At 72.6% G+C, this 26,285-nt stretch carries 27 protein-coding genes; 14 read left to right on the forward strand and 13 right to left on the reverse strand.

All coding sequences use genetic code 11. From position 1 onward, the window contains the following. Positions 1–93 precede the first annotated feature (93 nt). Positions 94–1,041, forward strand: a complete 948-nt coding sequence (locus G6039_RS12890; protein WP_006930367.1) for a helix-turn-helix transcriptional regulator — start codon at positions 94–96, stop codon at positions 1,039–1,041. Positions 1,042–1,050: 9 nt separating this feature from the next. On the opposite strand, the gene G6039_RS12895 is transcribed toward G6039_RS12890, so the two are convergent. Beyond that, entirely contained in the window at positions 1,051–1,815 is a 765-nt protein-coding gene (locus G6039_RS12895) for a PIG-L deacetylase family protein (RefSeq protein ID WP_043797624.1), read from the reverse strand. 106 nt (positions 1,816–1,921) lie between these two features. Between G6039_RS12895 and G6039_RS12900 the strand changes: the two genes are divergently transcribed. Then, positions 1,922–3,121 carry an acyl-CoA dehydrogenase family protein gene (locus G6039_RS12900; RefSeq protein WP_043797622.1) on the forward strand — a complete coding sequence of 400 codons (1,200 nt, stop codon included), beginning with the start codon at positions 1,922–1,924 and terminating at the stop codon, positions 3,119–3,121. Between the two features lie 24 nt (positions 3,122–3,145). On the opposite strand, the gene G6039_RS12905 is transcribed toward G6039_RS12900, so the two are convergent. Together G6039_RS12905 and G6039_RS12910 are read right to left on the reverse strand one after the other, a co-directional pair. Beyond that, complete coding sequence (locus G6039_RS12905) at positions 3,146–6,004, reverse strand: ATP-binding protein (protein WP_043797620.1); 2,859 nt, start codon at positions 6,002–6,004, stop codon at positions 3,146–3,148. 48 nt (positions 6,005–6,052) lie between these two features. Beyond that, the gene (locus tag G6039_RS12910) at positions 6,053–6,670 is read right to left on the reverse strand and encodes a YrhK family protein (RefSeq protein ID WP_006930360.1); all 618 of its coding nucleotides are present in this window, start codon (positions 6,668–6,670) and stop codon (positions 6,053–6,055) included. A 209-nt stretch (positions 6,671–6,879) separates the two neighbouring features. Between G6039_RS12910 and G6039_RS12915 the strand changes: the two genes are divergently transcribed. Further along, positions 6,880–7,320 (forward strand): OsmC family protein, encoded by a 441-nt coding sequence (locus tag G6039_RS12915; RefSeq protein ID WP_006947898.1) that lies wholly within the window; start codon positions 6,880–6,882, stop codon positions 7,318–7,320. Between the two features lie 79 nt (positions 7,321–7,399). Here G6039_RS12915 and G6039_RS12920 read toward each other — a convergent pair whose 3' ends face one another. Both G6039_RS12920 and G6039_RS12925 read right to left on the reverse strand, forming a co-directional pair. Further along, positions 7,400–7,903, reverse strand: coding sequence for a DUF1990 family protein (locus tag G6039_RS12920; protein WP_043797619.1), 504 nt, complete (start codon positions 7,901–7,903; stop codon positions 7,400–7,402). Positions 7,904–7,913: 10 nt separating this feature from the next. Further along, complete coding sequence (locus tag G6039_RS12925; protein WP_006947900.1) at positions 7,914–8,240, reverse strand: antibiotic biosynthesis monooxygenase family protein; 327 nt, start codon at positions 8,238–8,240, stop codon at positions 7,914–7,916. A 32-nt stretch (positions 8,241–8,272) separates the two neighbouring features. On the opposite strand from G6039_RS12925, the gene G6039_RS12930 reads away from it, so the two are divergent. Next, on the forward strand, positions 8,273–9,013 hold the full coding sequence (locus G6039_RS12930; protein WP_006947901.1) for an alpha/beta fold hydrolase: 741 nt from the start codon (positions 8,273–8,275) through the stop codon (positions 9,011–9,013). On the opposite strand, the gene G6039_RS12935 is transcribed toward G6039_RS12930, so the two are convergent. Continuing rightward, positions 9,014–9,904 carry an HhH-GPD family protein gene (locus G6039_RS12935; protein ID WP_029540757.1) on the reverse strand — a complete coding sequence of 297 codons (891 nt, stop codon included), beginning with the start codon at positions 9,902–9,904 and terminating at the stop codon, positions 9,014–9,016. Between the two features lie 95 nt (positions 9,905–9,999). Here G6039_RS12935 and G6039_RS12940 point away from each other — a divergent pair, with 95 nt between their 5' ends. Then, positions 10,000–10,626 carry a carbonic anhydrase gene (locus G6039_RS12940; RefSeq protein WP_006947904.1) on the forward strand — a complete coding sequence of 209 codons (627 nt, stop codon included), beginning with the start codon at positions 10,000–10,002 and terminating at the stop codon, positions 10,624–10,626. 58 nt (positions 10,627–10,684) lie between these two features. Beyond that, positions 10,685–11,461: a hypothetical protein gene (locus G6039_RS12945; RefSeq protein ID WP_006947907.1), complete on the forward strand. Its 777-nt coding sequence runs from the start codon at positions 10,685–10,687 to the stop codon at positions 11,459–11,461. A 42-nt stretch (positions 11,462–11,503) separates the two neighbouring features. Here G6039_RS12945 and disA read toward each other — a convergent pair whose 3' ends face one another. Beyond that, complete coding sequence (gene disA, locus G6039_RS12950) at positions 11,504–12,589, reverse strand: DNA integrity scanning diadenylate cyclase DisA (RefSeq protein WP_006947908.1); 1,086 nt, start codon at positions 12,587–12,589, stop codon at positions 11,504–11,506. 97 nt (positions 12,590–12,686) lie between these two features. Here disA and G6039_RS12955 point away from each other — a divergent pair, with 97 nt between their 5' ends. Next, positions 12,687–13,247: a PaaI family thioesterase gene (locus G6039_RS12955; RefSeq protein WP_006947909.1), complete on the forward strand. Its 561-nt coding sequence runs from the start codon at positions 12,687–12,689 to the stop codon at positions 13,245–13,247. A gap of 9 nt (positions 13,248–13,256) precedes the next feature. Here G6039_RS12955 and dinB read toward each other — a convergent pair whose 3' ends face one another. The 3 genes from dinB to G6039_RS12970 all read right to left on the reverse strand — a co-directional run bounded on the left by dinB (position 13,257) and on the right by G6039_RS12970 (position 16,679). Next, the gene (dinB, locus tag G6039_RS12960) at positions 13,257–14,504 is read right to left on the reverse strand and encodes a DNA polymerase IV (RefSeq protein ID WP_006947910.1); all 1,248 of its coding nucleotides are present in this window, start codon (positions 14,502–14,504) and stop codon (positions 13,257–13,259) included. Positions 14,505–14,529: 25 nt separating this feature from the next. Beyond that, positions 14,530–15,948 (reverse strand): DNA repair protein RadA, encoded by a 1,419-nt coding sequence (radA, locus tag G6039_RS12965; protein ID WP_043797668.1) that lies wholly within the window; start codon positions 15,946–15,948, stop codon positions 14,530–14,532. Positions 15,949–16,040: 92 nt separating this feature from the next. Then, positions 16,041–16,679 carry a copper chaperone PCu(A)C domain-containing protein gene (locus G6039_RS12970; protein ID WP_006947912.1) on the reverse strand — a complete coding sequence of 213 codons (639 nt, stop codon included), beginning with the start codon at positions 16,677–16,679 and terminating at the stop codon, positions 16,041–16,043. A gap of 287 nt (positions 16,680–16,966) precedes the next feature. Here G6039_RS12970 and carD point away from each other — a divergent pair, with 287 nt between their 5' ends. The 6 genes from carD (at position 16,967) to G6039_RS13000 (ending at position 21,649) form a co-directional block, all read left to right on the forward strand. Beyond that, positions 16,967–17,455, forward strand: a complete 489-nt coding sequence (gene carD, locus G6039_RS12975) for an RNA polymerase-binding transcription factor CarD (RefSeq protein WP_003935974.1) — start codon at positions 16,967–16,969, stop codon at positions 17,453–17,455. 27 nt (positions 17,456–17,482) lie between these two features. Then, positions 17,483–18,175, forward strand: coding sequence for a 2-C-methyl-D-erythritol 4-phosphate cytidylyltransferase (ispD, locus tag G6039_RS12980; protein WP_006947915.1), 693 nt, complete (start codon positions 17,483–17,485; stop codon positions 18,173–18,175). Beyond that, positions 18,176–18,652, forward strand: coding sequence for a 2-C-methyl-D-erythritol 2,4-cyclodiphosphate synthase (gene ispF, locus G6039_RS12985; protein WP_006947917.1), 477 nt, complete (start codon positions 18,176–18,178; stop codon positions 18,650–18,652). A gap of 11 nt (positions 18,653–18,663) precedes the next feature. Beyond that, a complete protein-coding gene (gene cysS, locus G6039_RS12990) occupies positions 18,664–20,058 on the forward strand; it encodes a cysteine--tRNA ligase (protein ID WP_029540772.1) in 1,395 nt (464 codons plus the stop codon). Beyond that, on the forward strand, positions 20,058–21,020 hold the full coding sequence (gene rlmB / locus G6039_RS12995) for a 23S rRNA (guanosine(2251)-2'-O)-methyltransferase RlmB (RefSeq protein WP_029540775.1): 963 nt from the start codon (positions 20,058–20,060) through the stop codon (positions 21,018–21,020). The genes cysS and rlmB overlap by 1 nt, the downstream gene beginning before the upstream one ends. A 143-nt stretch (positions 21,021–21,163) precedes the next feature. Further along, on the forward strand, positions 21,164–21,649 hold the full coding sequence (locus G6039_RS13000) for a hypothetical protein (protein ID WP_029540778.1): 486 nt from the start codon (positions 21,164–21,166) through the stop codon (positions 21,647–21,649). A 12-nt stretch (positions 21,650–21,661) separates the two neighbouring features. On the opposite strand, the gene G6039_RS13005 is transcribed toward G6039_RS13000, so the two are convergent. After that, positions 21,662–22,531 carry a 5-oxoprolinase subunit C family protein gene (locus G6039_RS13005; protein ID WP_043797617.1) on the reverse strand — a complete coding sequence of 290 codons (870 nt, stop codon included), beginning with the start codon at positions 22,529–22,531 and terminating at the stop codon, positions 21,662–21,664. 49 nt (positions 22,532–22,580) lie between these two features. Next, positions 22,581–23,012, reverse strand: coding sequence for an STAS domain-containing protein (locus G6039_RS13010; protein ID WP_029540784.1), 432 nt, complete (start codon positions 23,010–23,012; stop codon positions 22,581–22,583). A gap of 268 nt (positions 23,013–23,280) precedes the next feature. On the opposite strand from G6039_RS13010, the gene G6039_RS13015 reads away from it, so the two are divergent. After that, positions 23,281–24,546 carry an MFS transporter gene (locus G6039_RS13015; protein ID WP_043797615.1) on the forward strand — a complete coding sequence of 422 codons (1,266 nt, stop codon included), beginning with the start codon at positions 23,281–23,283 and terminating at the stop codon, positions 24,544–24,546. On the opposite strand, the gene G6039_RS13020 is transcribed toward G6039_RS13015, so the two are convergent. Next, the coding region (locus G6039_RS13020) for a hydantoinase B/oxoprolinase family protein (protein ID WP_206531000.1) at positions 24,534–26,285 on the reverse strand (1,752 nt) is incomplete at its 5' end. The two genes, G6039_RS13015 and G6039_RS13020, sit on opposite strands and share 13 nt — an antisense overlap.

Below are 26,285 nucleotides of genomic sequence, written 5' to 3' on the forward strand. Positions count from 1 at the left end.
ATCGGGCCTTTCGGTCGTGTGGTTGCTGCCGGACACGATCCTGCGCGCGAAACACGACACCTTCTGTCATGTATTTCTGGGAGAGTTCGGCAGGTGCGAGCCGATCGGTTGCTGTCCCTGGTCCTGCTGCTGCGACACCGCGGCCGGATGACCGCGCCCGCGATCGCCAGGGAACTCGAGGTCTCGGTGCGCACCGTGCTGCGCGACGTCGAGGCCCTGTCGGCGGCCGGGATCCCCGTCTACGCCGAACGCGGACGCGACGGCGGTTTCGCGCTGCTCCCCGGCTTCACCACCGACCTGACCGGCCTGACCGTCGACGAGGCGACCGCCCTGCTCGCGGCGAGCGCGTCGGCCACCCCCGACTCGCTCGGCATGGCCTCCGCGTTCGCCTCGGCGATGCGGAAGGTGACCGTCGCGCTGCCCGAGGCGCAGCGCACCGCCGCCGCGCGGGTCGGGGAGCGGATCGTCGTCAGCTCGTCGGGGTGGGTGGTCGATCACCGGCGGGACGAGCACCTCGGCGTCGTCCAGCAGGCCGTGTTCACCGATCGCCGCCTGCGCATCCGCTACCGCTCCCGTGGCGCCGAGGCGCGGTGGCGGACGGTCGACCCGCTCGGGCTGGTCAGCGCGGCGGGCCGCTGGTATCTGGTGGCGCTGCATCGCGGCGCCGAACGCACCTACCGCCTCTCCCGCATGGAACGGGTGCAACCGCTCGACACCGCGGCTCACCGCCCACCCGACGTCGACCTCGCCCGGATCTGGCAGCGGCGCCGCACCGAGTTCCGGGCCGGTCTGGGCACGGTCACCGCCGCGGTGCGGATCCGGGACCGGCGTCGGGAAGACCTCGCGGCGATCGCGATCCGCGTCGTCGCGCAGCGGCCCACCGGCGACGGCTGGTGGGAGGCCGAGGCGGAGTTCGGCGGGGCCACCCACGCCGGCGCCGCGATGTGGCAACTCGGCGACGACGCCGAGCTGCTCGGGCCGCCCGAACTCCGGGAGCAGGTCCGGTCGTCGGCCGAGCGCCTCGCCGAGCGGCACCGGTAGCCCGGCCCGTCACCGCGCCACTGCGGTTCTCGTCGCCGCATCGCCGCGGTCCGGGACGCGAGGGGCGGCGACGAACGCCTCCTCCGCGATCTGGGCCGCGTAGACCGCCGGGTCGATCCGCGCGACGAGGTCGGCGGTCTGGGTCGCCATGGCCCGCAGCGCGGTGAGTTTGCGGTCGAGCGTGAGCCCGTGCAGCCGGACGTGGACCGCGAGCCGCTCTTCGCGCACGCCCGTGGGGCGCTCGTCGCTCATGTACATGCCCCATTCCTCGTAGAGGTCCCGGAACCGGTCGAGATGCTCCACGGTGGGGGTGGCATACAGCAGCCGGGAACGGCAACCGCGGTCACGCCAGGCCCGGGTGACCCAGCGGTGCACGGCGGTGTGGTCGGGGTGGTAGGTCATCCCGTCGGCACCGAAGGTCAGGATCGTGCCGGGGCGGACGTCGTCGAGGAGCCGTCCGGCCCACGCGAGACCGGTGTCCTCGTGCTCGGCGAGGGCACCGTCCGGCAGGCCGAGGACGTGGTGCTCTTCGACACCGAGGACGGCCATGGCGGCGGCCGCTTCCCAGCGGCGGACCCGGCCCAGCCGCTCCGGAGGCCACGAGCGGGGGTCGGCGGTTCCGTGCTCGCCGGCGGTGGCCGAGGCGCACACGACGCGCCGGCCGTCGTCGCGGGCGGCGGCCATGACGCCGGCGGCGAGGTAGGTCTCGTCGTCGGGGTGGGCCCAGATCGACAGGATCGTCCCGGACAGGGGCAGGGATGTCGTCGCGTTCATGCCTCTCACGGTCCGTGCGGGCCCTGCCCCGGCGCTCCCGCGCGCTCTCGGCGCGCTGGGATCCGGTGGGAGCGCGGTGAGAGCAGGCGGGCGCATCGTCGTGGCCATGGACACCACACTCACCCTGAACCCCACCCGGAACCGGACCGCGGCCGAGTTGCCGACCGAGATGCTGGAGCGGTTCCGATCCCGTGCCGGCGAACTCGACCGGTCCAACTCCTACTTCGACGAGGACCTCGCCGAGCTGCGGGCCGCCGGCTATCTCGGCGCCGCCGTACCCACCCGCTACGGGGGATGGGGCCTCGATCTGGCCCGGCTGGCCGCGAGCCAGCGGCGCCTCGCCCGCTACGCCCCGGCGACCGCGCTGGCGATGACGATGCACTCCTACTGGATCGGGATCGCCACCGAACTGGAACGCACGGGCGACACGTCGCTCCGCTGGATCCTGGAGGCCGCGGTGGCCGGCGACGTGTTCGCCGCCGGACACGCCGAGACGGGCAACGACATCCCGGTGCTGCTGTCGACGTGCCGGGCGCAGCGCGTGGCGGGCGGCTACCGGCTCACCGGCCGCAAACAGTTCGGCTCCAACGGTCCGGCGTGGCGGTGGCTCGGCGCGCACGCCGTCGACGCGGACGCGGCGGGCGGGCCGCACATCGTGCACGCCTTCGTCGAACGGCGCAGCGCGGGGGTGAAGGTCGTGGAGACGTGGGACACCCTCGGCATGCGGCCGACGCAGAGCCACGACACGGTTCTCGACGACGTCTTCGTGCCCGACGACCGCATCGGGCGGGTCGTCCCCGCGGGCGACGGCAGCGACCCGTTCCTCGTGGCGATGACGATGTGGCCGCTCTCGCTCATGGCGGCGGTGTACCTGGGGATCGCCGACCGCGCCCTGGAACTCGCCGTCCGCAGCGCCCGGCGCAAGACCTCGGTGGCGATCGAGCGGGGCGCGTACGCGTACAACCCGTTCGTGCAGCACCAGGTCGCGGAGATGTATCTCGAGCTGGACGCCGCCTCGGCGACGCTCGACCGGTTCGTCGCGGACTGGGTGGCCGGCACGGACCACGGCGACGAGTGGGTGCCCAAGGTGTATGCGATGAAGTGGCGGGCGGTGGAAGCGGCCAAACGGGTCGTCGACATCGCCCTCGACGTGGCCGGTGGCGCCGGCATGTTCACCGGGAACGAGCTCGAACGCCTCTACCGCGACGTGCGGTGCGGGGGATTCCACCCCGGCAACGACGCGCTCACCCACGAACTCGTCGGCAAGTCGCTGCTCGGCATTCTCGGCGAACAGCCCAGGTGGTGAGGTCGCGGCTCCCGGCCCGGGCGGTCACAGCGCGCGGAGCGCATGCTCGGCGGCGGCCTCGCCGTCGAGCATCGCGCCGTGTCGTCGCGCCGCCTCGTACGCGTCGTCGCCGAGCGCGGCGCGCAGTCGCGCGCCGAGCTCGTCCAGGGCCACCTCGTCGGCGCCGAAGATGCGATGACCGGCCGCGGTCGCGCGCACGGCCCCCTCGAGCACCGCGGCGTCGCGGTAGCGGTCCAGGCGTTCGAGAAGCCCGGCGATCGAGCGCAGCATCGTCCACTGCGTCGACCACATCCCGGCGCGCCGCCAGTGCGGGATCAGGCGCCGGTACTCGTCGGCGGCGGCCGCCGGGTCACCGATCCGGGCGTCGATGGACGCCTTCGACGCGCCGGCGAGACCGGTCACGAACGAGGCGTTCGTCTGTTCCGCGATGTCCAGTGCCCGAGCGAAGCGCGCGCGGGCCCGTTCGACGTCGACTGCCAGGTCCGCCTCCCCGGCGCAGTGCCAGACATACGCGGCGTGCGGGGTGCGTGCGTCGGCGACCTCGGCGAGGAGTGCCTCGGCCTGCTCGACGGCGGCCGGTTCACCCGCATAACCCAACGGCAGCAGCTCGGTGGCACGCGCCATGAGCCGCTGCGCCGGGTCGTTCGCGGCGGCCGCGGCGGCCCGCCGGTACCAGGCGGCGGCCTCGTCGAGATGCCCCTCGAACAACTCGTAGCTCCCGCGAACGGTCATCGCCTCCGCCGCCGGCTCGGTCTTCGCCCGCTCGACGGCGCGCAACGCAGCGGCGCTGAGCCGGCCCGTCTCGGCCACGTCGCCGGACATCCATGCCGCGTAGGCGGCCACCACCCGCACGCGCGCGGCGAACGGGCTCCGGCCCTCCGGATCGGCGTCGATCACCAGCCGCGCCCAGCCCAGCACGTCCGGTCGCAGCCGGAAGATCCCGTAGTCCAGCAGGGCATTGACGAGACGACCCGCGAGCGCGACCTCGTCGTGGTCGAGCAACCAGCCGAGCGCGCTGCGCAACTCCGGTACGGCGGCATCGATCTGCGCCAGGACCGGCTCGCCCGGCTGCAGCAGTCGTGAATCCGCCCGGTCGACCCAGTCGGCCAGGTGCCGGGCGTGCCGTTCCGCGACGAGGTCGACCCGGCCCTCGCGGGTGAGTTGTTCGGCGCCGAACGCCCGCAGCGTCTCGAGCAGCATGTACCGGCGGCCGGGTATCCGCATCACCAGCGAGCGCTCCACGAGGTGTGTCAACGCCGCGGTGACCGTCCCCGGATCCGTGCCGCAGACCGCCGCGGCGTCGGCCGCGTCGAACGAGCCCGAGAACACCGACAGTTCCGCGAAGGTCCGCTGCAGATCCTCCGCGAGCAGCCCGAACGACCACGACACCGCCGCGGCCAGCGACCCGTGCCGCGGCGACGTGCGGTACCCCGACGCCAGCAGCTCGAAGCGGTGGTCCAGGCCCGCGGCGACCTCCGCGACCTCGTGGGTGTGCAGGCACGCGGCTGCCAGCTCGATCGCCAACGGCAACCCGTCCAGGCGCCGCACGATCTCGGCGATGCAGGCGAGTTCTCGCCCGTCCGGCTCGAAGCCCGGGACGACGGCCCGCGCCCGCTCCTCGAACAACCGCACGGCCGGTGCGTCCTCGCCGTCGTACGACAGCGTCGGCACCTGGCGGACGTGCTCGCCTACGACTCGGAGCCGCTCCCGGCTCGTCGCCACGATCCGCACGTGCGCGCAGGTGGCGAGCAGGCGTTCGACGACAGCGGCGATCGGATCGAGCACGTGCTCACAGTTGTCGAGCAGCAGCACGAGCTCGGTGTCGCCCAGCACGTCGGCCACCCGCTCGGCGAGGGAGGTGCCGGGACGGGCGTCGATCCGCAGGGCGGCGGCGGCCACGTCGACCGCGGAGTCCGGGTCGGCAGTGGCCAATTCGCACAACACCACCGGCCGATCCGGTCGGGCGGCCCGGAGCCGGTGCCCGACCTCGAGGAGCAACCGGGTCTTGCCGACCCCGCCCGGACCGACCAGGGTCACCAGGCGCCCGGACTCCGCCAGCTCGGTCACCGCCACCGCCAGGGCGTCCCGGCCGACGAGCGACGTCGCCGGAACCGGCAACCGGCCCACCGGCGCCCACACCCGGTCGGCGGCACCGGCGAGCAGTTCCGCGTGGTGAGCCGCCAGTGCCGGCGACGGTTCGATGCCCAGCTCGTCGCCGAGCAGCCGCCGGAAGTCGTCGTAGACCCGTAGCGCCTCGGCCCGGCGTCCGGTCGCCGCGAGCGCCGTCATCAGCAGCGCGCGCGGCCGTTCCCGCAGCGGCTGCGCGTCGGCGAGCGCCACCAGTTCGGCAACGAGGCCGTCGGTGTCGCCCCGTCCGAGCCGCACCTCGGCCCGGACCTCGTGGGCCCGGGAACGCAGCTCCTCCAGCCGCGTCGCCTCGGCCCGGGCCTCGTCCACCTCGTCGAGTTCGGGGTAGGCGGGGCCCTGCCAGCGCGCGAGCACGGCGTCGATCTCGGCCGGCACGCCCGCATCCCCCGTCGCCCCCGCGCTCAGGGCCACCACGAGCCGGTCGGCGTCGACCTCGATACCGGCCGGATCGAGCCGATAGCCCTCACCGACGGACTCGATCAGGCCGTCGGGCAGACCACGGCGAAGCCGGAACATGTGGTTCTGCAGGGCGGCGGCCGGATCCGCCGGTCGCCTGGACGGCCACAGGGCATCGACGGCGGAGTGCGCCGGCACCACCCGGCCCCGCCGGAGCACCAGCAGTGCCAGCAGGCGTCGCTGCAGCAGCCCGTCGGGAGTGATGTCGCGCCGATCCGCATCCAGCACGCGGAGCGGGCCGAGTACCTCGACTCGCGCCCGGTCGCCACCCGTGACCACGGAACCATTGGACCACTCCCGCCGGTCTCCTGCCGAGACCCGGGGCCTTCACGTGCGATGCGGTTCCGGCGGATCGGCGGGCCGCATCCACAGCGCCGCGACGAGGAAGCACACCGCCCCGACGAACGTGCCGAGGTCCGCGAGCCGCGGCGCGAGTGTTTCGCCGGCCGGATCGATGTGGGCGCCGACGGCCGAGGCGCCGAATGCGAGCGAACCGAGCATGTTCAGCCACGTGCTGCGCCAGTTGCGGGCGTGTGGATCCCACAGCGCATCGGTGTCGGTGGTGGCCACCACCGCCAGTGCGCTGCTGACGAGGAAGCACACCGACCCGACGGCGTCGGGCCGCCACACCAGGTTCCGCTCCTCGGACGCCGTCAGGCCGGCGACGAGCGCGAATCCGGTGCTCACGTTGAACGCGAGTGTGCCCGCCCACTGCACCGCGGCCGACCACCAGTCGTACCGGTCCACTCGCGTCGCCGCGGGCGGGCGGTGCGTCAGCAGCAGTTGCACGGTCGCTGCCGCGGTGAAGAACCACGAGCCCACGAAGTAGAGCAGATTCGAGGTGGCGGCGGGGAGGACGAGCACGCCGCCGGAACCCGCGGCGAACAGGGCGGAGCCGATGACGAACAGCCGCGACTCGCGGCGCAGCGTCGGCCGGGTGAACACACCCGCGAACCTAGCGGGCGCGGCCCGCCGCCGTGCAGCAGGGGCGGCCCGCCGCCGTGCAGCAGGGGCGGCCCGCCGCCGTGCAGCAGGGGCGGCCCGCCGCCGTGCAGAACCGGAGCCGGCCCGCCGCCGTGCAGAACCGGAGCCGGGCCGCGCGACGTGGCGTAGGTTCGGCGGGGGAGGACACCCCACGACGAAGGGACCGATCGATGCCCACACGTACCGCTCGCACCGCCTGGAACGGTGGCCTGCAGGACGGCGCCGGACAGGTCGAACTCACCAGCTCCGGCCGCGCCACGTTCGACGTCTCGTTCCCCAAGCGGGCCGCCGAGGACGCCGGCGGCACCACCAGTCCGGAGGAGCTCATCGCCGCGGCACACTCGTCGTGCTACGCGATGCAGCTCTCGGCGCTGATCGCCGAGGCCGGCGGCACGCCGCAGAGCCTCGACGTCACGGCCGACGTCTCGCTCGGCCCCGACCCGGACGGCGGTTTCCGGCTCACCGGCATCAAGCTGACAGTGCGCGGCGAGGTCGACGGCCTCGATGCCGACGGGTTCGCGAAGGCCGCGCAGGGGGCCAAGGAGGGCTGCCCGGTCAGCAAGGCACTGACCGGGGTGGACATCACGCTCGACGCGGCACTCGAATCCTGAGCGATTCCACCACCGCGGGTGCGCACCCGCTGCGGCGACGACCGTGTCGTCCCCGGCACCCGCGCACCCGCGGTGTGGGTCACCGTCCGGCGAGCGCGTCGAGGTAGCGGCCCATCATCCACCGCTGAGCGAGCGGCAGGACCGGCGCGCCGAGGCGGGTGAACCATCGGCCGGGGCGGGAGACGGCGCTGATGTGGCCGAACACCGCGCCGTCGGGCCGTCGCTCGACGACGAACGCCTCCTCACCGCTGACGGGGTGACCGTCGAGGGTGCCGTACGCGAAACCGCGGCGATCCGGCTCGTCGACGACGTAGATCACGCGGCACCACGCACCCCAGCGCGCCGGACCGAACCGTGGATCCAGCCGTACCTCCAGCCCCGCCCGCGGCCGCGGAGTATTCGCATCGACGCGAAACCCCGCATGCCGCTGCATGTTCCAGCTTTCCAGTGCCCGAACGGCGGTACGGAACGCGACGTCGCCCGAGCCGAGGCGGCGGGTGAGGTGCGCGTGCCGGAACCCTGCCGGAACCCTGCCGCGCGTGGCGCCGACGTGCGGGTAGTTGAACGAGCGCTGCGCGTTCACGGCGGCGCGCTCAGCCCTGATCGGTGTCCTCGCCGGCGGCCTTCACGTCGAGCACGACCTCGAATTCGAGCAGCGACGCCCCCGACGCGACCGGCCGCTTCGCCTCACCGGCGTGCGCCTGCCGGGCCGGGCCGTCCCGCCACGCCGCGAACGCCTCCTCCGACTCCCACTGGGTCACCACGAAGTAGCGCGTCTCGCCCTGCACCGGCCGCAGGAGCTGGAAACCGAGGAAACCGGGCGAGTTCTCCACGGTGTGCGCGCGGTGCGCGAAGCGCGTCTCCAGTTCCGGGCCCGCGCCCTCGGGGACCTCGATTGCATTGATCTTCACCACTGCCATGGCGGCGAGCGTACTCCGCTACCTTGGCGGTTGTGTTGCACGACGAAGGTGGTTCCGGGCGGCCGATCCTGCTGCTGCACGGCCTGATGGGCAGCTCCCGCACGTGGCGCCGGCAGTTGCCGTGGCTGCGCGCGCACGGCCACGTCCACACCTTCGACGCCGCCGGCCACGGCCGTCCCGCCCCGGATCGGCTCACCACCGAGGCGTTCGTCGCAGACCTCGCCGCGCACCTCGACGGCATCGGTGAACCGCTGGTGGTGATCGGGCACTCGATGGGCGCCCTGCACGGGTGGTGCTTCGCCGCCGCGCACCCCGGCCGGGTGGCCGCGCTCGTCGTCGAGGACATGGCCCCCGACTTCCGGGGCCGCACCGCGGCGGACTGGGCCGCGATGATCGCGCGGTGGCCGCAGCCGTTCCCGGACGAGGAGGCGGTCGTCGGTTACTTCGGCGACGTCGCCGGCCGGTACTTCCTCGACTCCTTCGAGCATCGGGCCGACGGCTGGTACCTGCACGGCGAGGTGGCCACCTTCCGCGACATCTCCGAGGAGTGGGGCGCCCGGCACTTCTGGGACCAGTGGCGGTCGATCTCGGTGCCTGCCCTGCTCGTCGAGGGGGAGTTCACCATCACCCCGGATGGACAGATGCGGCGGATGGCCGACGAGCACCCCGGGGCCCGGTACGCCCGGATTCCGGGCGCAGGGCACCTGGTGCACGACGAACGCCCCGACGAATACCGCGCCGAGGTCGAACGATTCCTCCGTACCCTCGCCTGATCACGCCTGGCCGGCGAGGCCTTCGCCGGCGAGCGCGAAACGTCCGTCGTCGGTCTGCTCCACGAGACCGTCCACGAGCAGCGAGTGCAGCGCCCGGTCGCGCTGCCCCGGATCCGTGAGCCACACCCGGTCCAGCACCGGCCGCTCGACCGGGACGTCGCTCTCGCGCAGTACGGCCATGAGCTTGCCCCGCACCTGACGGTCGGTGCCCGTGAACTTCTGCACCCGTCGCGGCGGGCCGTCGTGGGCGGGCCGGCCGGCCTCCACCCATGCGCACCGCGGCAGCGGGCACCGGGCGCAGTCGGGCGAGCGGGCCGTGCAGATGGTCGCACCGAGTTCCATCAGGGCTGCGGAGAACGTCGCCGCCCGCTCGCGGGTTCGCGGCAGGAGCGATTCGACGTCGGCCAGGTCCCGGGTGACCGACGGATTACCGGGTTCGGCGGCACCGTGCACCGCCCGCGCGACGACGCGACGGACGTTCGTGTCCACCACCGGGACGCGCCGGCCGTACGCGAAGCAGGCGACCGCCCGCGCCGTGTACGCGCCGATGCCCGGCAGCGACAGCAGCACGTCCACGTCGGCAGGGACCACGTCGCCGTGCTCGGTGGCCAGGACCCCGGCGCACTCGTGCAGCCGCAGCGCCCGGCGCGGATATCCGAGCCTGCCCCAGGCGCGCAGGACGTCGGCCTGGCTCGTCGCGGCCATCATCGACGGCACCGGCCACCGCTGCACCCACTCCAGCCAGATCGGTGCCACGCGGGCCACCGGCGTCTGCTGCAGCATCACCTCGCTCATCAGGATCTGCCACCCGGTGACGCCCTCCTCGCGCCACGGCAGATCCCTCGCCTCGGCGGCGTACCAGCGCAGCAGGGCGGTCGCGTCGACCGGCATCTCTCACATCCTCCCGTCCCGTTGTCGGCCCGATTTAGCCCCGCGGTAACTCCACCGAGCGGGATGCGTCACAGTAAGGGATGGATAATGCCCTTATGCCTAACTCCAACCCCATATCCGCGTGGAAGGCCCTGACCGAGGGTAACCAGCGTTTCGTCAGTGGTACCCCGCTGCACCCCAGCCAGGGCATCGACCACCGTGCCACCCTCGTCAACGAGCAGCACCCCATCGCGGTGCTCTTCGGATGCGGCGACTCGCGGGTGGCCGCCGAGATCATCTTCGACCAGGGCCTCGGCGACATGTTCGTCGTGCGCACCGCCGGACACGTGATCGACAGCGCGGTGCTCGGTTCGATCGAGTACGCGGTCGGCGTGCTGAACGTGCCGTTGATCGTCGTGCTCGGTCACGACAGCTGCGGCGCGGTCAAGGCCACCCTGGACGCCCTCGACAAGGGAGACATCCCGCCGGGATTCATCCGGGACATCGTCGAGCGCGTCGCGCCGTCGATTCTCATGGGCCGCAACGACGGGCTGTCCACGGTCGACGAGCTCGAGGGCCGCCACGTGGTGGAGACCGGGAAGTTGCTCAGCCAGCGGTCCCAGATCATCGCCGAGCGCATCGCCAAGGGGCAGTGCGCCATCGCGGGCGTGACCTACAAGCTCTCCGACGGTCACGTCCAGTTGCAGGGACACGTCGGCGACATCGGTGTGACCGTCGACTGACGCGACACGCCGACTTCGGTGCGGCGACGCCTCGCCGGTGGCACATACCGTGTGAGGCGTGCTTGAACCGACCGGGCCGCTGCCCCCCGAGATCTACTGGCGTCGACGCGCGCTCGCCGTGGGTGTCGGCGTGGTCGTGCTCGCGCTCGTCGTGTGGCTCGTCCTGTCCCTGACCGGCGGGGGCGACGACCCGGAGCCCGACCCGGCGGCCGCCGGCGTCCTGACGTCCGAGACCAGCACCACCCGCACACCCACCAGCAGCACCGGGAGCGAGGAGGCCGACGGCGTCGCCGCCGCCGGCCCCGGCGGGTCCTCCGGAGGCTCCGATTCGGGGTCGTCGCAGTCGGGGTCGTCGCAGTCGGGGTCGTCGCAGTCGAGCACGACGTCGGGGTCCGCCGGGTCCTCGAGTTCCGCGGCGGCGAGTGCGTCCGCCGTCGCGGCCGGGCAGTGCCCGGACCAGTCGCTCGCCGTGCGGGTGACCGCGGACCGGCCCAACTACCAGGTGGGCGAGGAGCCCGAGTTCACCATCGTCATCACGAACATCGGCACGGCCGCCTGCGAGCGCGACCTCGGCGCGGGCCTGCAGCAGGTGCTGGTCTACTCGCTCGACGGCAGCCGGCGGTTGTGGGCGAACACCGACTGCTTCCCCGAGTCCACCGCCGATGTGCGCAAGCTGGCCCCGGGTGACCAGGCCGCCTTCGCGGTGAAGTGGTCCGGAACGACCTCCGAGCCCGGTTGCCAGGCACCGCGGGAGCGGGTTCCGGCCGGGGCCTACACGGTGGTCGGCCAGCTCGGGGGCCTGCGCAGCACGCCGGAGCCGTTCAACATCGCCTGACCGGCCGACACCGCCCGACCGGCGCGCCGCCGTGCTCGCGGATCAGTCGTACGGGCCGCTGATGGACGATTCCGCCAACCGCGACAGCCCTTCGCGGATGTAGCGGGCCCACAGCCCGCCGATGCCCTCCACGGACTGCAGGTCCGCCGCCGTCGCCGCCAGCAGGCCCTGCAGGCTCCCGAACGAGCCGACCAGCCGATGGATCTGCGACGACTGCAGTCGCGGCACCCGATGCAGCACGCGGTAACCGCGCGGACTCGTCGCCGCGTCCAGCGCCTCGATCGTGCCCGGATACCCGAACACGCGCGCCAACGTCGTCAGATCCAGCAGATCGACGTCGGTGAGCCGGTCCAGCGCGGCGAGGGTCTGCTCGACGGCGACGAGCTGCGGCGCCTCGGTGCCGGCCAGATAGTCCCGCACGATCAGCTGCCGGGCCAGGTCGTTGTCGCCCACCAGCTCCTCGAGCTGCAGTGCCAGCTGCCGCCCGTCGGTGCCCAGTTCGAGCACCTCCTGTTCGATCTCCACCGAGACGCGGCGCACCATCTCGAGCCGCTGCGCGACGGTGAGCGCGTCGCGCAGCGTCACGAAGTCCTCGATCTCCACCACCGACAGCTGCCGGGTGACCTCGTCCAGCCGCGACTTGTAGCGCTCGAGCGTCGCGACGGCCTGGTTGGCGCGGGAGAGAATGGTCGCCGAATCGTTGATCACGTGCCGCTGGCCGTCGACGTAGACGGTCACGATGCTCATCGACTGGCTCACCGACACCACCGGGTAGCCCGTCTGGATCGCGGTGCGCTCGGCGGCGCGGTGCCGCGTGCCGGATTCGACGGTGGGGATCCGGTGATCGGGTACCAGCTGCACGTTGGCCCTGACGATGCGGCCGCCGTCGGTGGACACCACGACCGCTCCGTCCATCTTCGACAGCTCCCGCAGCCGGGTGGGGGCGAACTCCACGTCCAGCTCGAAGCCGCCGTCGCACAGCGCTGCCACGTCGTCGTCGAACCCGAGAACGATCAGGCCTCCGGTGCGGCCGCGCAGGATGCGCTCGAGTCCGTCGCGCAGGGCGGTGCCGGGCGCGAGCCGGGCGATGGTCTCGCGCAGCGTCACGGACGGTGCCACATCGGTCATCGATGGATCCTTCCCGTGTCCGGCCGGTGCGGCGAACGTCACTTCGTGTCGGTCCGCCGGGTGGAGCCGACCGAACCGCCGACTAGATTACTGCCCCATGAGCGGTACCTGGACCCTGCCCGACGACCTCACCCTTCCCAAGCTTCCCGACGACCATCCCGGGGCAGGCGCGCCGATTCCGTCCCATTGGAGCAAGTGCTTCGGCTGCGGCGACGACCAGCCCGCGGGAATGGCGATGCAGTTCACGTTCGGCGAGGGTCTCGAGATCACCGGCATGCTCGACGTCGCGAACCGCTACCAGGGCGGTCCCGGCTTCATCCACGGCGGGATCCTGAGCACGGCGTTCGACGAGGCGCAGGGCATGGCATGCATGGTGCTGCGCCGGCCCGTCGTCACCGGCCACCTGCAGATCGACTTCGCCAAGCCTATCCCGCTCGGGTCGGTGCTTGAGCTGCGCGCCCGGATCGACGGGACGGTGCGCCGCAAGGTGTACACCAGCGCGGAGGCCCGCATCGTCGAGGGACCGTTCGCCGACCCGGACGTCGTCGTCGCGACGTCGCGCGGGTTGTTCCTCACCGTCGGCGCGCAGCACTTCGACAGGGCCAAGGACTTCGTCGACGGGATACCCAGGTCGCCGCACGGCACCTCGTCCGTGTAGCCGCCCCGGTCACTCCGGCAGGAGGGGCACGGCCGGGTGCGGACGCCGGCCGAGCAGCGAGGCCGACGTGAGCGCCCGCGTGCCGAACCGGCCGTGCACGTCGTCGAGCACGGCGTCCAACGCGTGGCGGTCGACGGGCGGATGGCCGGCCGCCGCACCGTCGGAGGCCGGTTCGTCGAACGGCAGCTCGAGCTGTTCGGTGTCCGCGGAGTCGAGATTCGACACGGCCACGCCGATCAGGGTCAGCCCCCGATCGGCGACCAGCGGCCCCGCTTGCGCCAGCAGTTCCCGCGCGGCGCCGAGGACGACGTCCGTCCGGGCGGTGGGTCCGCGCAGCGTGTGCGACCGCGTCACCCGCGTGTAGTCGGCGAAGCGCAGGCGCAGCACCACGGTGCGACCGGGCCGCCCGGCCGCGCGCATGCGGCCGGCGACCCGTTCCACCAGCATCCGCAGCGTCCCGTCGACCTTCTCGGGATCGTGTCCGGCGGCGCTGCGGGGCCGGCCGAGGGCGTGCTGCGCGCCCATGGACCGGCGCCGGTGGTGGGGGCGGACCGGTCTCGGATCGTGCCCGTGCGCGAGCGCATGCAGGTGACGTCCCATGGACGTGCCGAGCAGGGCGACGAGCTCGACCTCGCTCTCCCGCACCAGGTCGGCCACGCGACGGATGCCGTGCGCGTGCAGGGTCACGGCGGTGACCTTGCCGACGCCCCACAGGCGTTCGACAGGCAGCGGGTGGAGGAACTCGAGTTCCCGGTCGGGAGGCACCACCAGCAGCCCGTCCGGCTTGGCGACGCCGCTCGCGACCTTCGCGAGGAACTTGGTCCGGGCCACCCCCACCGTGATCGGCAGCCCCACCTGTTCGGCGACGTCGCGCCGCAGCCGGGCCGCGATGTCGGCCGGGGTGCCGCCGATTCGCCACAGCCCGGCGACGTCGAGGAAGGCCTCGTCGATGGAGACGGCCTCGACGAGCGGCGTGGTCTGCTCGAACACCGTGAACACGGCGCGGCTGGCCCGCGCGTACGCGTGCATGCGCGGAGGAACGACGATCGCCGCCGGGCACAGGGCGCGGGCGGCGCGCCCGGGCATGGCCGTCGCGACGCCGCAGGCCTTGGCCTCGTAACTGGCGGCGAGTACGACGCCACCCCCGCCCACGATCACGGGCCGGCCGCGCAGGCCCGGGTCGTCGCGCTGCTCGACGGATGCGTAGAACGAGTCGAGATCGGCGTGCAGGATGGTCGCGTGACCGGACACGAACACATGTTCGCATCCGGTTCCGACACGTCTACATGCCCAGCGCGGCGAGCGCCTGGCCGACGTTGCCGACCTCGATCGGATCCCCGGCGGAGGCCGGGGACCGCGACGTGCGGCCACCCACCGGGGCCGCCGCGGGTTCGTGCGGCACGATCGCGCGGGTGAATCCGAGCCGCCCCGCCTCCGCGATGCGCCGCCCGACCCCGGTGACCCGGCGGACCTCGCCGGCGAGGCCGACCTCGCCGAGCAGCACCGTGCCCGGCGGCAGAGGGCGCTCACGTGCGGCCGACGCGACCGCCAGGGCCAGGGCCAGGTCCGCGGCCGGATCGGTGATGCGCATGCCGCCGACGGTCGAGGCGTAGACGTCGCACTTGCCGAGCGGCAGCCGGCATCGCCGCTCGAGTACCGCCAGCACCATCGCGACCCGTGCCGCATCCAGGCCGCTGACCGCGCGCCGGGGTGCGGGGTTCTGCGTCGGCACCACCAGCGCCTGCAGTTCGCCGAGCAGCGGCCGCTTGCCGTCCATGGTGACGGTGACGGCCGTGCCGGCCACTTCCTCGGTCCGATGGTGCAGGAACAGGCCCGACGGGTCGCTGACACCGACGATGCCGCCCTCGGTCAGTTCGAAGCAGCCCACCTCGTCGGCGGCACCGAAGCGGTTCTTCACCCCCCGCACCATGCGCAGGGTGGAGTGCTTGTCGCCCTCGAAGTGCAGCACCACGTCGACCAGATGCTCGAGCGAACGCGGACCCGCCACCGCACCGTCCTTGGTGACGTGCCCGATGAGCAGCACCGGGACGCCGCTGGCCTTGGCGAGCGAGGTCAGCGCGCTGGTCACCGCCCGGACCTGGGTGACGCCGCCGGACACGCCCTCCACGTCGGCGGCGAGCATCGTCTGCACGGAGTCCACCACCAGCAGCGTCGGCTTGACCTGCTCGATGTGTCCGAAGATGGTCGCCAGATCCGACTCGGCGGCGAGGAAGACGCGTTCGTGCACCGAACCCGTGCGGTCGGCGCGCAACCGTACCTGTCCCGCCGATTCCTCCCCGGTGACGTAGAGGGCCCGGTCGTCGCTGCCGCGCCGCGCCCAGCGGTGGACCACCTCGAGCAGCAGGGTGGACTTGCCGACGCCGGGCTCCCCGGCGAGCAGCACCACCGAGCCGGGAACGACGCCGCCGCCGAGCACCCGGTCGAGTTCCTCGATGCCGGTGGGCTTCGCGTGGGTGGTCCGGCTGTCGACGAGGGTCAGCGGCGTGGCCGGGGTCGTGGGGAGAAGTGCCGCGGCCCCGGCGCGGGCGAGCGAGGTGCCGGGCCGCGACGCCACCGCGGCAGGCAGGGCCGGCGCCTCGTCCATCGAACCCCACGTCCCGCAGTCGGGGCAGCGGCCGACCCATTTCGCGACGGTGTGCCCGCAGTCGGTGCAGCGGTAGATCGACTTCGTCTTTGCCACCACGTCAGCCTAGGGCCGGGGGCCGACACGAGAACGGGGCCCGGGGCGAGCGGAGTGCTCGCCCCGGGCCCCGGGTGCGTCGGGGGTGCCGGTCAGTGACCCTCGCCCTCGACCGGCGACTTCTCGGAGACGTTGCGCTCGACGTCCGTGCCGGCGTCGACCGGGACCTGCATGGTGACGTCGCCGGCCTCGGCGAAGGTGAACGTGACCGGGATGGTCAGGCCGGGGCGCACGCCCTCCTTCAGTCCGGTGAGCTCGACCTGGGCCACGGACGGGGTGTCGGAGGACTCGGCGGCCTCGGCGGGGCGCGGGGACTCGTCGGTCGCGGCTTCGGCGGTCGCGTCCTCGGCGAGGGTTTCACCGGTCAGGCCGGCCGAGATCGAGGCCTGCGGCTCGATGCGCAGGCCGGACACGCCGGTGGCGGAGGACGCGAAGTCGGTGGTGATGCGGGTCAGCTCGTCGGGGGTGGTCTCGCTCAGGTTGACCACGGTGAAGCCGAGCGCGGCCTTGCCGCCGGGTTCGAGGCTGTACTCCTCGGAGTCCGGGTAGATCACGTGCACGTTGCGCAGCGCGATGTTTCCGAGCTCGGCGCTGTTGCCGTTGACCGCGGCCACCTGGGTGGCGGTCTGGCTGATCTGACCGGCGCCGCAGGCGGACAGCGTGAGCGCCGCACCCGCGGCCAGGGCGAGAGCGGTCGCGACTCGGCGAGTCGGCGCTTTGGGAGCAGTCACGGGTTGTCCTCCACTCGAGTAAGGCTCGCAATCCACTAGGCAGAGTAGTAGTCGAAGGGCGCCGAGTCTGCGCCGGGGGCGGAAGTCGGGGCTTTCGTCCCCCTCGGGCCGCGTCCGCGGGGCCGCGAAGGGCCGCTCCGGGCGGTGTGTCGAACATCACCGGATGCACGTAACCGGTTGGCTGTCAAGTCCTACGCGCACGCGTCTGTGCCCCTGACCTGCGCCGTTGATGAGAGCCGGACGTAAGCACGTGTTAAACTCGAAGAATCGAAAGGGGCACGGGACACATGATTTTCAAGGTCGGAGATACCGTCGTATACCCCCATCACGGTGCGGCGCTGATCGAAGCTATCGAAACGCGCACCATCAAGGGTGAGCAGAAGGAATATCTGGTTCTGAAAGTCGCCCAGGGCGACCTGACGGTTCGGGTACCTGCGGATAATGCAGAATACGTCGGCGTTCGCGACGTGGTCGGGCAAGAAGGCCTCGACAAGGTTTTCCAGGTGCTGCGCGCACCGCACACCGAAGAGCCGACCAACTGGTCGCGGCGGTACAAGGCCAACCTCGAGAAGTTGGCCTCCGGAGACGTGAACAAGGTCGCCGAGGTCGTGCGCGACCTGTGGCGGCGGGAGCAGGACCGCGGCCTGTCCGCAGGTGAGAAGCGGATGCTGGCCAAGGCGCGGCAGATCCTCGTCGGCGAGCTCGCGCTCGCGGAGGGCACGGACGACGTCAAGGCCGACAGCCTGCTCGACGAGGTGCTCGCCGCCGCTTCCTGAGCGGCCGCGCGAACTGCAGAATTACAGATGAGCGATCGCAACGGGCCGGTCGTCGGAATCATTCCGGCGGCCGGCCGTGGTGTACGTCTGGGCGAATCGCTGCCCAAGGCGTTCGTCGAACTCGACGGGCGCACGATGCTGGACCGGGCAGTGGAGGCCATGCTGGCCTCGGCGGTGGTCGACCGCGTGGTCGTGGTGGTGCCGCCGGAGCTGGTGGCGTCCGTCGCGGCCACGGCGCCGGCGCGGGTGTGCGTGGTGGCGGGCGGCGCGGAGCGCACCGATTCGGTGCGCGCCGGGCTGGCGGCGGCGGAGGACGCCGCCTACGTCCTGGTGCACGACGCCGCACGCGCCCTCACTCCGCCGCGGTTGTTCGCCCGGATCGTGGTGGAACTGCGCGGCGGACGGTCCGCGGTGATCCCCGTGCTGCCGGTCGCGGACACCGTCAAGAGCGTCGACCGCGACGGCCGTGTCACCGGCACCCCCGACCGGTCCGTCCTCCGGGCGGTACAGACCCCGCAGGGATTCGAGGCCGGCCTGCTGCGCCGCGCCAACGCCGGCGCCGGGGACGCGACCGACGACGCCGGTCTCGTCGAGCGCCTCGGCGAGGGCGTGTACACCGTCCCGGGCGAACCGCTCGCCTTCAAGATCACCACACCGCTCGATCTGGTCCTGGCCCGTGCCGTGCTCGCGGCCGGGGCCCCCGTCGGACAGGAGAGCTGAGTGCGCGTCGGGATCGGAACCGATGTCCATCCGATCGAGCCCGGACGGCCGTGCTGGCTGGCCGGTCTGCTGTTCGAGGACGCCGACGGGTGTGCGGGGCATTCGGACGGTGACGTCGCGGCCCACGCGCTGTGCGACGCCCTGCTCTCCGCGGCCGGCCTCGGCGACCTCGGTTCCGTCTTCGGCACCGGTCGGCCGGAGATGCACGGCGCGAGCGGTGCGGCCATGCTCGCCGAGGTGCGGCGCCTGCTCGACGGCGGGGGCTTCGCGATCGGGAATGCCGCCGTCCAGGTGATCGGGAACAGGCCCAGGATCGGTCCCCGCCGCGACGAGGCGCAGCGGGCGCTGTCCGAGGCGCTCGGGGCGCCGGTGTCGGTGTCGGCGACGACGACGGACGGCCTCGGCCTGACCGGGCGCGGCGAGGGCGTCGCGGCCGTCGCGACGGCACTCGTATTTTCGCGCGACGACGACCGGTAGGATGGCCGGTCGTGACCTTGCGCTTGTTCGACACCGAATCGCGGGCCGTGCGGGATTTCGTTCCGCTGGTCCCCGGCCGGGCTTCGGTGTACCTCTGTGGCGCGACGGTCCAGGGTGAGCCCCACATCGGTCATGTGCGCAGCGGCGTCGCCTTCGACGTGCTGCGGCGCTGGCTCATGGCGAAGGGCCTGGATGTCGCCTTTGTGAGAAACGTCACAGACATCGACGACAAGATTCTGCGCAAGGCCACCGAGGCGGGCCGGCCCTGGTGGGAGTGGAAGACGACCTACGAGCGGGCCTTCGCCCGCGCCTACGACCAGCTCGGTGTGCTGCCGCCGTCGGTGGAGCCTCGCGCGACGGGTCACGTCACCCAGATGGTCGAGCTGATGCAGCGCCTGATCGACGCCGGGCATGCCTACGCGGCCGACGGGAACGTCTATTTCGACGTGCTCAGCTACCCCGAGTACGGCCGGCTGTCGGGCCACCGGATCGACGACGTCCATCAGGGGGAGAGCGCGGGCAGCGGCAAGCGGGATCCGCGGGACTTCACCCTGTGGAAGGCGGCGAAGCCGGGCGAGCCGTCGTGGCCGACGCCGTGGGGCCGCGGCCGCCCGGGCTGGCACCTCGAGTGCTCCGCGATGGCCGAGTACTACCTCGGCGAGTCCTTCGACATCCACTGCGGCGGAATGGATCTCGTCTTCCCGCACCACGAGAACGAGATCGCCCAGGCCAAGGCCGCCGGCGACGGGTTCGCGCGGTACTGGCTGCACAACGGCTGGGTCACGATGGGCGGCGAGAAGATGTCCAAGTCGCTCGGCAACGTGCTGTCCATCCCGAACGTGCTCGCCCGGGTGCGGCCCCAGGAGCTGCGGTACTACCTGGGCAGTGCCCACTACCGGTCCATGCTCGAATACTCCGACGCCGCGCTGCACGAGGCGGCGGCGGGGTACCGCGGCCTCGAGGCGTTCGTCCTCAAGACCCGGGACCGGGCCGGCGACATCCCGGTAGGAACGTGGACCGAGGAGTTCGCCGCGGCGCTCGACGACGATCTCGGCGTCCCGAAGGCGCTCGCCGAGATCCACGGCCGGCGCAGCGAGGGCAACAAGGCGCTCGACGCCGGCGACCTGGACACCGCGGTGCACATCGCCGCGCAGGTACGCGCCATGCTCGGCATCCTGGGGGTGGACCCGCTCGACCCGCACTGGGCCGAGGTGGCCGGCCGCGACTCGGCGGCCCTCGAGGCCCTCGAGGTGCTGGTGGCTGCCGAACTCGACCGCCGGCAGGCGGCGCGGGCCGCGAAGAACTGGGCGCTCGCCGACGAGGTGCGCGATCGATTGACGGCGGCGGGCATCGAGGTGACCGATACGCCGAACGGACCCGAGTGGTCCCTGAAAGCAGGGCAGTGATGGCTGGAAATTCTCAGCGACGAGGTGCGGTCCGCAAGGGCGGCACCAAGAAGGGCCAGGTCGTCGGGTCCGGCGGGCAGCGCCGCCGCGGCCTCGAGGGCCGCGGTGCCACCCCCAAGGCCGAGGACCGGCCGTACCATCCCGCCGCGCGGCGCGCCCGCGCCGCGGCGAAGGCCGCCGACAAGCGCGGCCGCAGCACCGCCGGCCGCAAGGGCGAGGACGGGCCGGAGATGGTGCTCGGCCGCAACCCGGTCGTGGAGTGCCTGCGCGCGGATGTTCCCGCGACGGCGCTGTACGTCGCGGTCGGCGCCGAGGCGGACGAGCGCCTCAAGGAGGCCGTGCAGCGGGCCGGGGACGCGGGCATCTCGATCCTCGAGGTTCCGCGCGGCGAGCTCGACCGTCTCACCGCCAACGGCATGCACCAGGGCATCGGGTTGCAGGTCCCGCCGTACCGCTACGCCCATCCGGACGACCTGCTGGCCGTCGCCCACGACCACCACGAGCGGCCGCTGCTGGTGGCCCTCGACAACATCACCGATCCGCGGAACCTCGGCGCGGTGATCCGGTCGGTGGCCGCGTTCGGCGGGCACGGCGTGCTGATCCCGCAGCGGCGCAGCGCCGCGGTCACGGCGGTGGCGTGGCGGACCAGCGCGGGTGCCGCGGCGCGCCTCCCCGTCGCCCGGGCGACGAACCTGACGCGCACCCTCAAGGAGTGGCAGTCCCGGGGCGTCCGGGTCGTCGGGCTGGATGCGGGGGGCGACACCAGCCTCGACGAGTTCGACGGCACCGATCCGGTGGTGATCGTCGTCGGCTCCGAGGGCAAGGGACTGTCGCGCCTGGTCCGCGAGACGTGCGACTCGATCCTGTCGATCCCGATGGCCGGCGACGTGGAGTCGCTCAACGCGTCCGTCGCCGCCGGCGTCGTCCTCGCGGACATCGCGCGTCAGCGCCGCCTGCAGTAGTCCCGGATCCGCGCCGACGGTCGGCCGCGACACCCATCGAGGTGGCGGCCGACCGGGGACCACGCGGCCGGATGTTCCGGGGAACGGTTCCGTCCCCGACTGCGTCGAATCGGGTAGAGCGATCGACCGCGGAGGGGGGACACATGGCACATCGAACCGAATTCACCGGACGGATCGAGATCGATCCTCCGCTGAACCGGCAGGAGATCGACTTTCTCGTCGCGTTCGCCGGCCCGGCGAGTGGCCCGCACCGGTCGCCCGCCGACGGACTGCCCAGGCGGGGGCGCCCGCTGTCGTGGTGCCAGTGGGTGCCCACCGCCGACGGCACCGCACTCGGCTGGAACGGCGGCGACTGCTTCTACTTCTACACGGAGTGGCTGGCCTACCTGATCGACACCTTCCTCTCGCGCCGGGCGCGGTTGCGCCGCGCGTCGCGGGGCCCGCGTGCGACGGTCCCGGCCGGATGCACGGGTTTCACGTTCGACCACGTGCTTGACGGCACGGTCGACGTCCGCACGCCGGCCGGCACGTTGCGACGAATCACCGTGCGGGACAATCGCGTCGAGGAACACCTCGTTGCGGGCCCGGGCCTCGCGGTCCGGTCGTCGAGCGATGCGGCGGTGTCCTGACCGGTCGCGGGGTCACCGCGTGAGGGTGGCGACGAACCGCACCCGGTGCCCCGGCTCGAGCTGCGCGGCGACGGGAAGATCGGCGGGCACGACGACGGCGATCACCGGGTGGTCGCCGACGACGGGATGGTCGGCCAGGAACAGGATGGGGTTGCCGTCCGGGGGAACCTGCACCGAGCCGGCGACGGTCGGCTCCGGGCGGTCGGTCCCGCCCCGCGCGAGATGCAGCCTGCCCGGGCCGTGCAACCGGATCCCGACGCGGTCCAGTTGCGGCGTCACGGTCCACGTCTCGTGCAGCAGCGCGTGCACCGAACCGGCGCTGAACACCTCGGAGTGCCGGCTCAGACGCACACGCAGCATCGCCGGATCCTCGATCGGGGCCGGCGGCGGGATCTGCTCCTCGATGGGCAGCTCGCCCGCCAGGGTGCCGACCGGGAGCCGGTCGCCGTCCCTGATCGGGGCGGGGCCGGTCCCGGTCAGGGTGTCGGTGGATCGGCTGCCGTGGGTCTCGGGCACGTCGATTCCGCCGCGCACCGCCAGGTACGAGCGCAGCCCCCTCGACGGGCTGCCCAGCGCCAGCACGTCACCGTCGTCCAGCTTCACCATCGCGTAGTCGGCCTCGGGGTGGCCGTCGACGGTCACCGGCACGCGGGCGCCCGTCACCGCGACGACGTTCGCGCCGATGCTGCGCACGGTCAGCCCGCCGGCGGCGACCTCGAGGGTCGCGGCGGCGGGCTCGTTGCCGACCAGCCGGTTGGCGGCGTCGTGCGCCGCGCGGTCGGCGGCGCCGGACGTGCCCAGCCCGTGGTCCCCGTGTTCCGGCCGGCCGCGGTCCTGGACGGTGGTGAACATCCCGCTGTGGACGACTTCGAGCCCCTGCATGGGGAAATTGTCCCCGGAACCGCGGGGGTGCCGGGGGCGTCTTCGCGAATCAGCTCGCCGCGGAGCAGGGCGGTTCGACGGCGGTGACCAGCGGGCCGCCGGCCGGAACCAGGGAGCCGACGGCCGAATCGAGGTTGTCGTGCAGATTCAGGCGGGAGCGGACCCCGGCCGCGGCGATCGTCCGGCGGACGCGTCCTGCCGGGGCGACGACGGCGACGGTGCCGGGATGGGCGGAGGTCGCGCGCAGGAGGATCGTGAGGCCCACCGCGCCGAAGAAGGTGACGCCGCCCATGTCGGCGACGAGGGCACGGCCGCGATGGGCGTTGTCGAGCGCGGAGCGCAGCAGGTGCGCGGTGGTCATGTCGATCTCGCCGGCGACCGAGAGCACGGCGTATCCGGCACGTTCCGACAGGGTGGCTCCGAAGGCCGGCGACGGTGCGGGGGAATCGGACGGAGTCTCGGGAGTAGTGGGGTCGATCATCGGCACGAACCTTTCGCTCGGGATGTCTCGACGCCGTGGATCCGACGCTGTTTCGCAAAAGCAAGCATGTCGCAGTTCGATAACGGCCCAGGACCGCGCTCCATAGCGAAATGATCTCGAAAAGATAGCGATGAGATAACGGAGACGGGAAAGGCCTGGCAGAGGAGGGGACCGGACTGCGCGGAACCGGCCGCTTCGCCGCCCGAAAATCGCTCGTGCCGGCCGCCGTGCTCCTGCTAGCGTCGCGGCACCGCCTCCTCCCGAGTGAATGCCGACCGCCGTGACCACCCTCGACCTGACCACCCGCCGCTTCGCGCCGCTGATCCTCCTCAACGTCGCCACCCTGCTGTCCGCCACCGGCAACGGCATCGTAGTCGTCGCGCTGCCGTGGCTGGTGCTCGAGCAGACCGGCCGGGCCACCGACGCGGCGATCGTCGCGGGCGCGGCCACCGTGCCGCTGCTGCTGGCAAGCCTGCTCACCGGCACCGTCGTCGACCGGTTCGGCCGGCGGCGCACCGCCGTGGTCTCGGATGCCCTCTCGGCGCTGTCGGTCGCGACGATCCCCGTGCTCGCGGCCACCGTCGGACTCTCGGTGCCCCTGCTCGCCGCACTCGCGGCGCTCGGTGCCGTGTTCGACCCGGCGGGCATCTCGGCGCGGGAGTCGATGCTGCCGGCGGCGACCCGCGCCGCCGGGTGGTCGCTGGACTGTGTCAACAGCCTCTACGAGGCGAACTACAACCTCGCCTACCTGATCGGACCGGGTGTCGGCGGTGTCCTCATCGCGGCGGTCGGTCCCGAGAACACCCTGTGGGTGACGTCGGCGTGCTTCGTGCTCTCCCTCGTCACCGTCGCCTTCCTCCGGCTCGAGCACGCCGGCCGGCCCGACCGGGCCACCCGGCCCGCCTCGCTGTGGGCCGGCACCCTCGAGGGGCTGCGGTTCGTGTGGCGCGACCGGTTGCTGCGCACGCTCGCGCTGGTCGACATGGTCATCATGGCGCTGTTCCTGCCGATCGAGTCGGTGCTGCTGCCCGCCTACTTCACCGGCCTGGACGCACCCGCTCAGCTCGGCTGGGTGCTGATGTCGCTGAGCATCGGTGGCCTGGTGGGTGCCCTGGCCTACGGCGCCTTCGCACCGCGCCTGCGGCGCCGCACCCTGATGCTCGTCGCGGTCACGGTGCTGGGCGCGGCGACGACCGGCATGGCGTTCCTGCCGCCGCTGGGGGTCCTCGTGCTGCTGGGCATCCTCATCGGCCTGGTGTTCGGCCCGGTGGGGCCGATCGGGAACTGGGCCATGCAGACCCGCAGCCCGGAGCACATGCGCGGCCGCGTCGTCGGTGTGATGACCTCGACCGCGTACGCGGCGGGCCCGGTCGGGATCCTGGTCGCCGGGCCCCTGATCGACGCGGCGGGTGTGCGGACGACGTTCTTCGCGCTGGCCGTGCCGATGATGTTCGTCGCCGCGGTGTGTTTCGCGCTGCCCGTCCTGCGGGAACTGGATCCCGCCCCGGAGTCCCGTGCGGCCTACCGGCCGTAGCCGCCCCCGCCCGGCGTCTCGACCACGAGCACGTCACCGATCCCGACCTCGACGGAGTCGCAGCCGGCCATGTGGGTGACGGCGCCGTCGGCGCGCTCGATGCGGTTGCTGCCCAGCGCTCCCGGCCCGCCCCCGGCCATCCCGTACGGCGGCACGCGCCGGTGCCCGGAGAGTGTGCTGACGGTCATCGGCTCGAGGAACCGGAGCCGGCGCACGGCGCCGTCGCCGCCGCGCCACCGGCCGCCGCCCCCGCTGCCGTGACGAATCGTGAAGGCCTCCAGCAACACCGGAAGGCGCCACTCCAGTACCTCCGGATCGGTGAGCCGCGAGTTCGTCATGTGGGTCTGCACCACCGACGTCCCGTCGAACCCCTCGCCGGCGCCCGACCCGGAGCCGAGCGTCTCGTAGTACTGGTATCGCGCGTTGCCGAAGGTGACGTTGTTCATCGTGCCGGCGCCCTCGGCCTGCACCCGCAGCGCCGCGTAGAGCGCGCCGGTGACGGCCTGCGACGTCTCGACGTTGCCCGCGACGACGGCGGCGGGGAACTCGGGGGCGAGCATCGACCCGTCGGGGACGACGATGTGCAACGGACGCAGGCACCCGTCGTTGAGGGGGATGTCGTCGGCGACGAGCGTGCGGAAGACGTACAGCGCCGCGGCCCGCGTGACGGACGAGGGCGCGTTGAAGTTCGACGCGAGTTGCGGTGACGTGCCGGTGAAGTCGATCGTCGCCGAGCGCGCCCGCCGGTCGACGGTGACCCGCACCGCGATCACCGCACCGGAGTCCATCTCGTAGCGGTACTCGCCGTCGTGGAGGCGGTCGACGACGCGGCGCACCTCCTCCTCGGCGTTGTCCTGCACGTGGCGCATGTAGGCCTGGACGACGTCGAGACCGAAGTGGTCGATCATCCGGCCCACCTCGACCACCCCGCGGGCGTTGGCCGCGATCTGTGCGCGCAGGTCCGCGAGGTTGGTGTCCGGGTTCCGGGACGGGTACGGGCCGCCGGTGAGCAGCGCGCGGGTGTCGGCCTCCCGGAAGGTTCCGTTCTCGACGAGCAGCCAGTTGTCGAACAGCACGCCCTCCTCGCGGATGTCGTGGCTGCCGGAGGGCATGGAACCCGGTGTCGATCCGCCTATTTCGGCGTGGTGACCGCGGGAGGCGACGAAGAAGAGGATGTGCTCGCCGGACCCGTCCGGCCCGGGGCCGAAGACCGGCGTGATCACCGTGACGTCCGGCAGGTGGGTACCCCCGTGGTACGGGTCGTTGACCGCGTACACGTCACCCGGCTTCATCGACCCGTGCCGGCGGCGCACCACCTCCTGCACGCTCGTGCCCATCGAGCCGAGATGGACGGGGATGTGTGGCGCGTTCGCGATCAGGTTTCCGTCCGGATCGAACAGCGCGCACGAGAAGTCCAGGCGCTCCTTGATGTTCACCGACTGCGCGGTGGATTCGAGGGTGGTGCCCATCTGCTCGGCGATCGACATGAACAGGTTGTTGAAGATCTCGAGCATCACCGGGTCGGCGTGGGTGCTCACCGCGGTGTCGTCGTGGGCGTGCACCCGGGTGAGCACGAGATGGCCCTGCTCCGACATCGTCGCCGCCCAGCCGGCCTCGACGACGGTGGTCGAGTTGTCCTCCGCGACGATTGCCGGGCCGGCCACGGCGTCGCCGGGGGAGAGGTGTTCGCGGCGGTGCAGGGGGGCATCGCGCCACGCGCCGTCGACGAACATCCGGAC

It is taken from the genome of Rhodococcus aetherivorans (assembly GCF_011058165.1).
GTDB lineage: Bacteria > Actinomycetota > Actinomycetes > Mycobacteriales > Mycobacteriaceae > Rhodococcus > Rhodococcus aetherivorans.

What these genes read in the sequence shown, in the direction of transcription:
- G6039_RS12895 (WP_043797624.1), bottom strand. Translation starts at nt 1,815, where the DNA reads ATGAACGCGACGACATCCCTGCCCCTGTCCGGGACGATCCTGTCGATC.
- G6039_RS12900 (WP_043797622.1), top strand. Translation starts at nt 1,922, where the DNA reads ATGGACACCACACTCACCCTGAACCCCACCCGGAACCGGACCGCGGCC.
- G6039_RS12915 (WP_006947898.1), top strand. Translation starts at nt 6,880, where the DNA reads ATGCCCACACGTACCGCTCGCACCGCCTGGAACGGTGGCCTGCAGGAC.
- G6039_RS12925 (WP_006947900.1), bottom strand. Translation starts at nt 8,240, where the DNA reads ATGGCAGTGGTGAAGATCAATGCAATCGAGGTCCCCGAGGGCGCGGGC.
- G6039_RS12935 (WP_029540757.1), bottom strand. Translation starts at nt 9,904, where the DNA reads ATGCCGGTCGACGCGACCGCCCTGCTGCGCTGGTACGCCGCCGAGGCG.
- G6039_RS12940 (WP_006947904.1), top strand. Translation starts at nt 10,000, where the DNA reads ATGCCTAACTCCAACCCCATATCCGCGTGGAAGGCCCTGACCGAGGGT.
- disA (WP_006947908.1), bottom strand. Translation starts at nt 12,589, where the DNA reads ATGACCGATGTGGCACCGTCCGTGACGCTGCGCGAGACCATCGCCCGG.
- G6039_RS12955 (WP_006947909.1), top strand. Translation starts at nt 12,687, where the DNA reads ATGAGCGGTACCTGGACCCTGCCCGACGACCTCACCCTTCCCAAGCTT.
- carD (WP_003935974.1), top strand. Translation starts at nt 16,967, where the DNA reads ATGATTTTCAAGGTCGGAGATACCGTCGTATACCCCCATCACGGTGCG.
- ispD (WP_006947915.1), top strand. Translation starts at nt 17,483, where the DNA reads ATGAGCGATCGCAACGGGCCGGTCGTCGGAATCATTCCGGCGGCCGGC.
- rlmB (WP_029540775.1), top strand. Translation starts at nt 20,058, where the DNA reads ATGGCTGGAAATTCTCAGCGACGAGGTGCGGTCCGCAAGGGCGGCACC.
- G6039_RS13000 (WP_029540778.1), top strand. Translation starts at nt 21,164, where the DNA reads ATGGCACATCGAACCGAATTCACCGGACGGATCGAGATCGATCCTCCG.
- G6039_RS13005 (WP_043797617.1), bottom strand. Translation starts at nt 22,531, where the DNA reads ATGCAGGGGCTCGAAGTCGTCCACAGCGGGATGTTCACCACCGTCCAG.
- G6039_RS13010 (WP_029540784.1), bottom strand. Translation starts at nt 23,012, where the DNA reads ATGATCGACCCCACTACTCCCGAGACTCCGTCCGATTCCCCCGCACCG.
- G6039_RS13015 (WP_043797615.1), top strand. Translation starts at nt 23,281, where the DNA reads ATGCCGACCGCCGTGACCACCCTCGACCTGACCACCCGCCGCTTCGCG.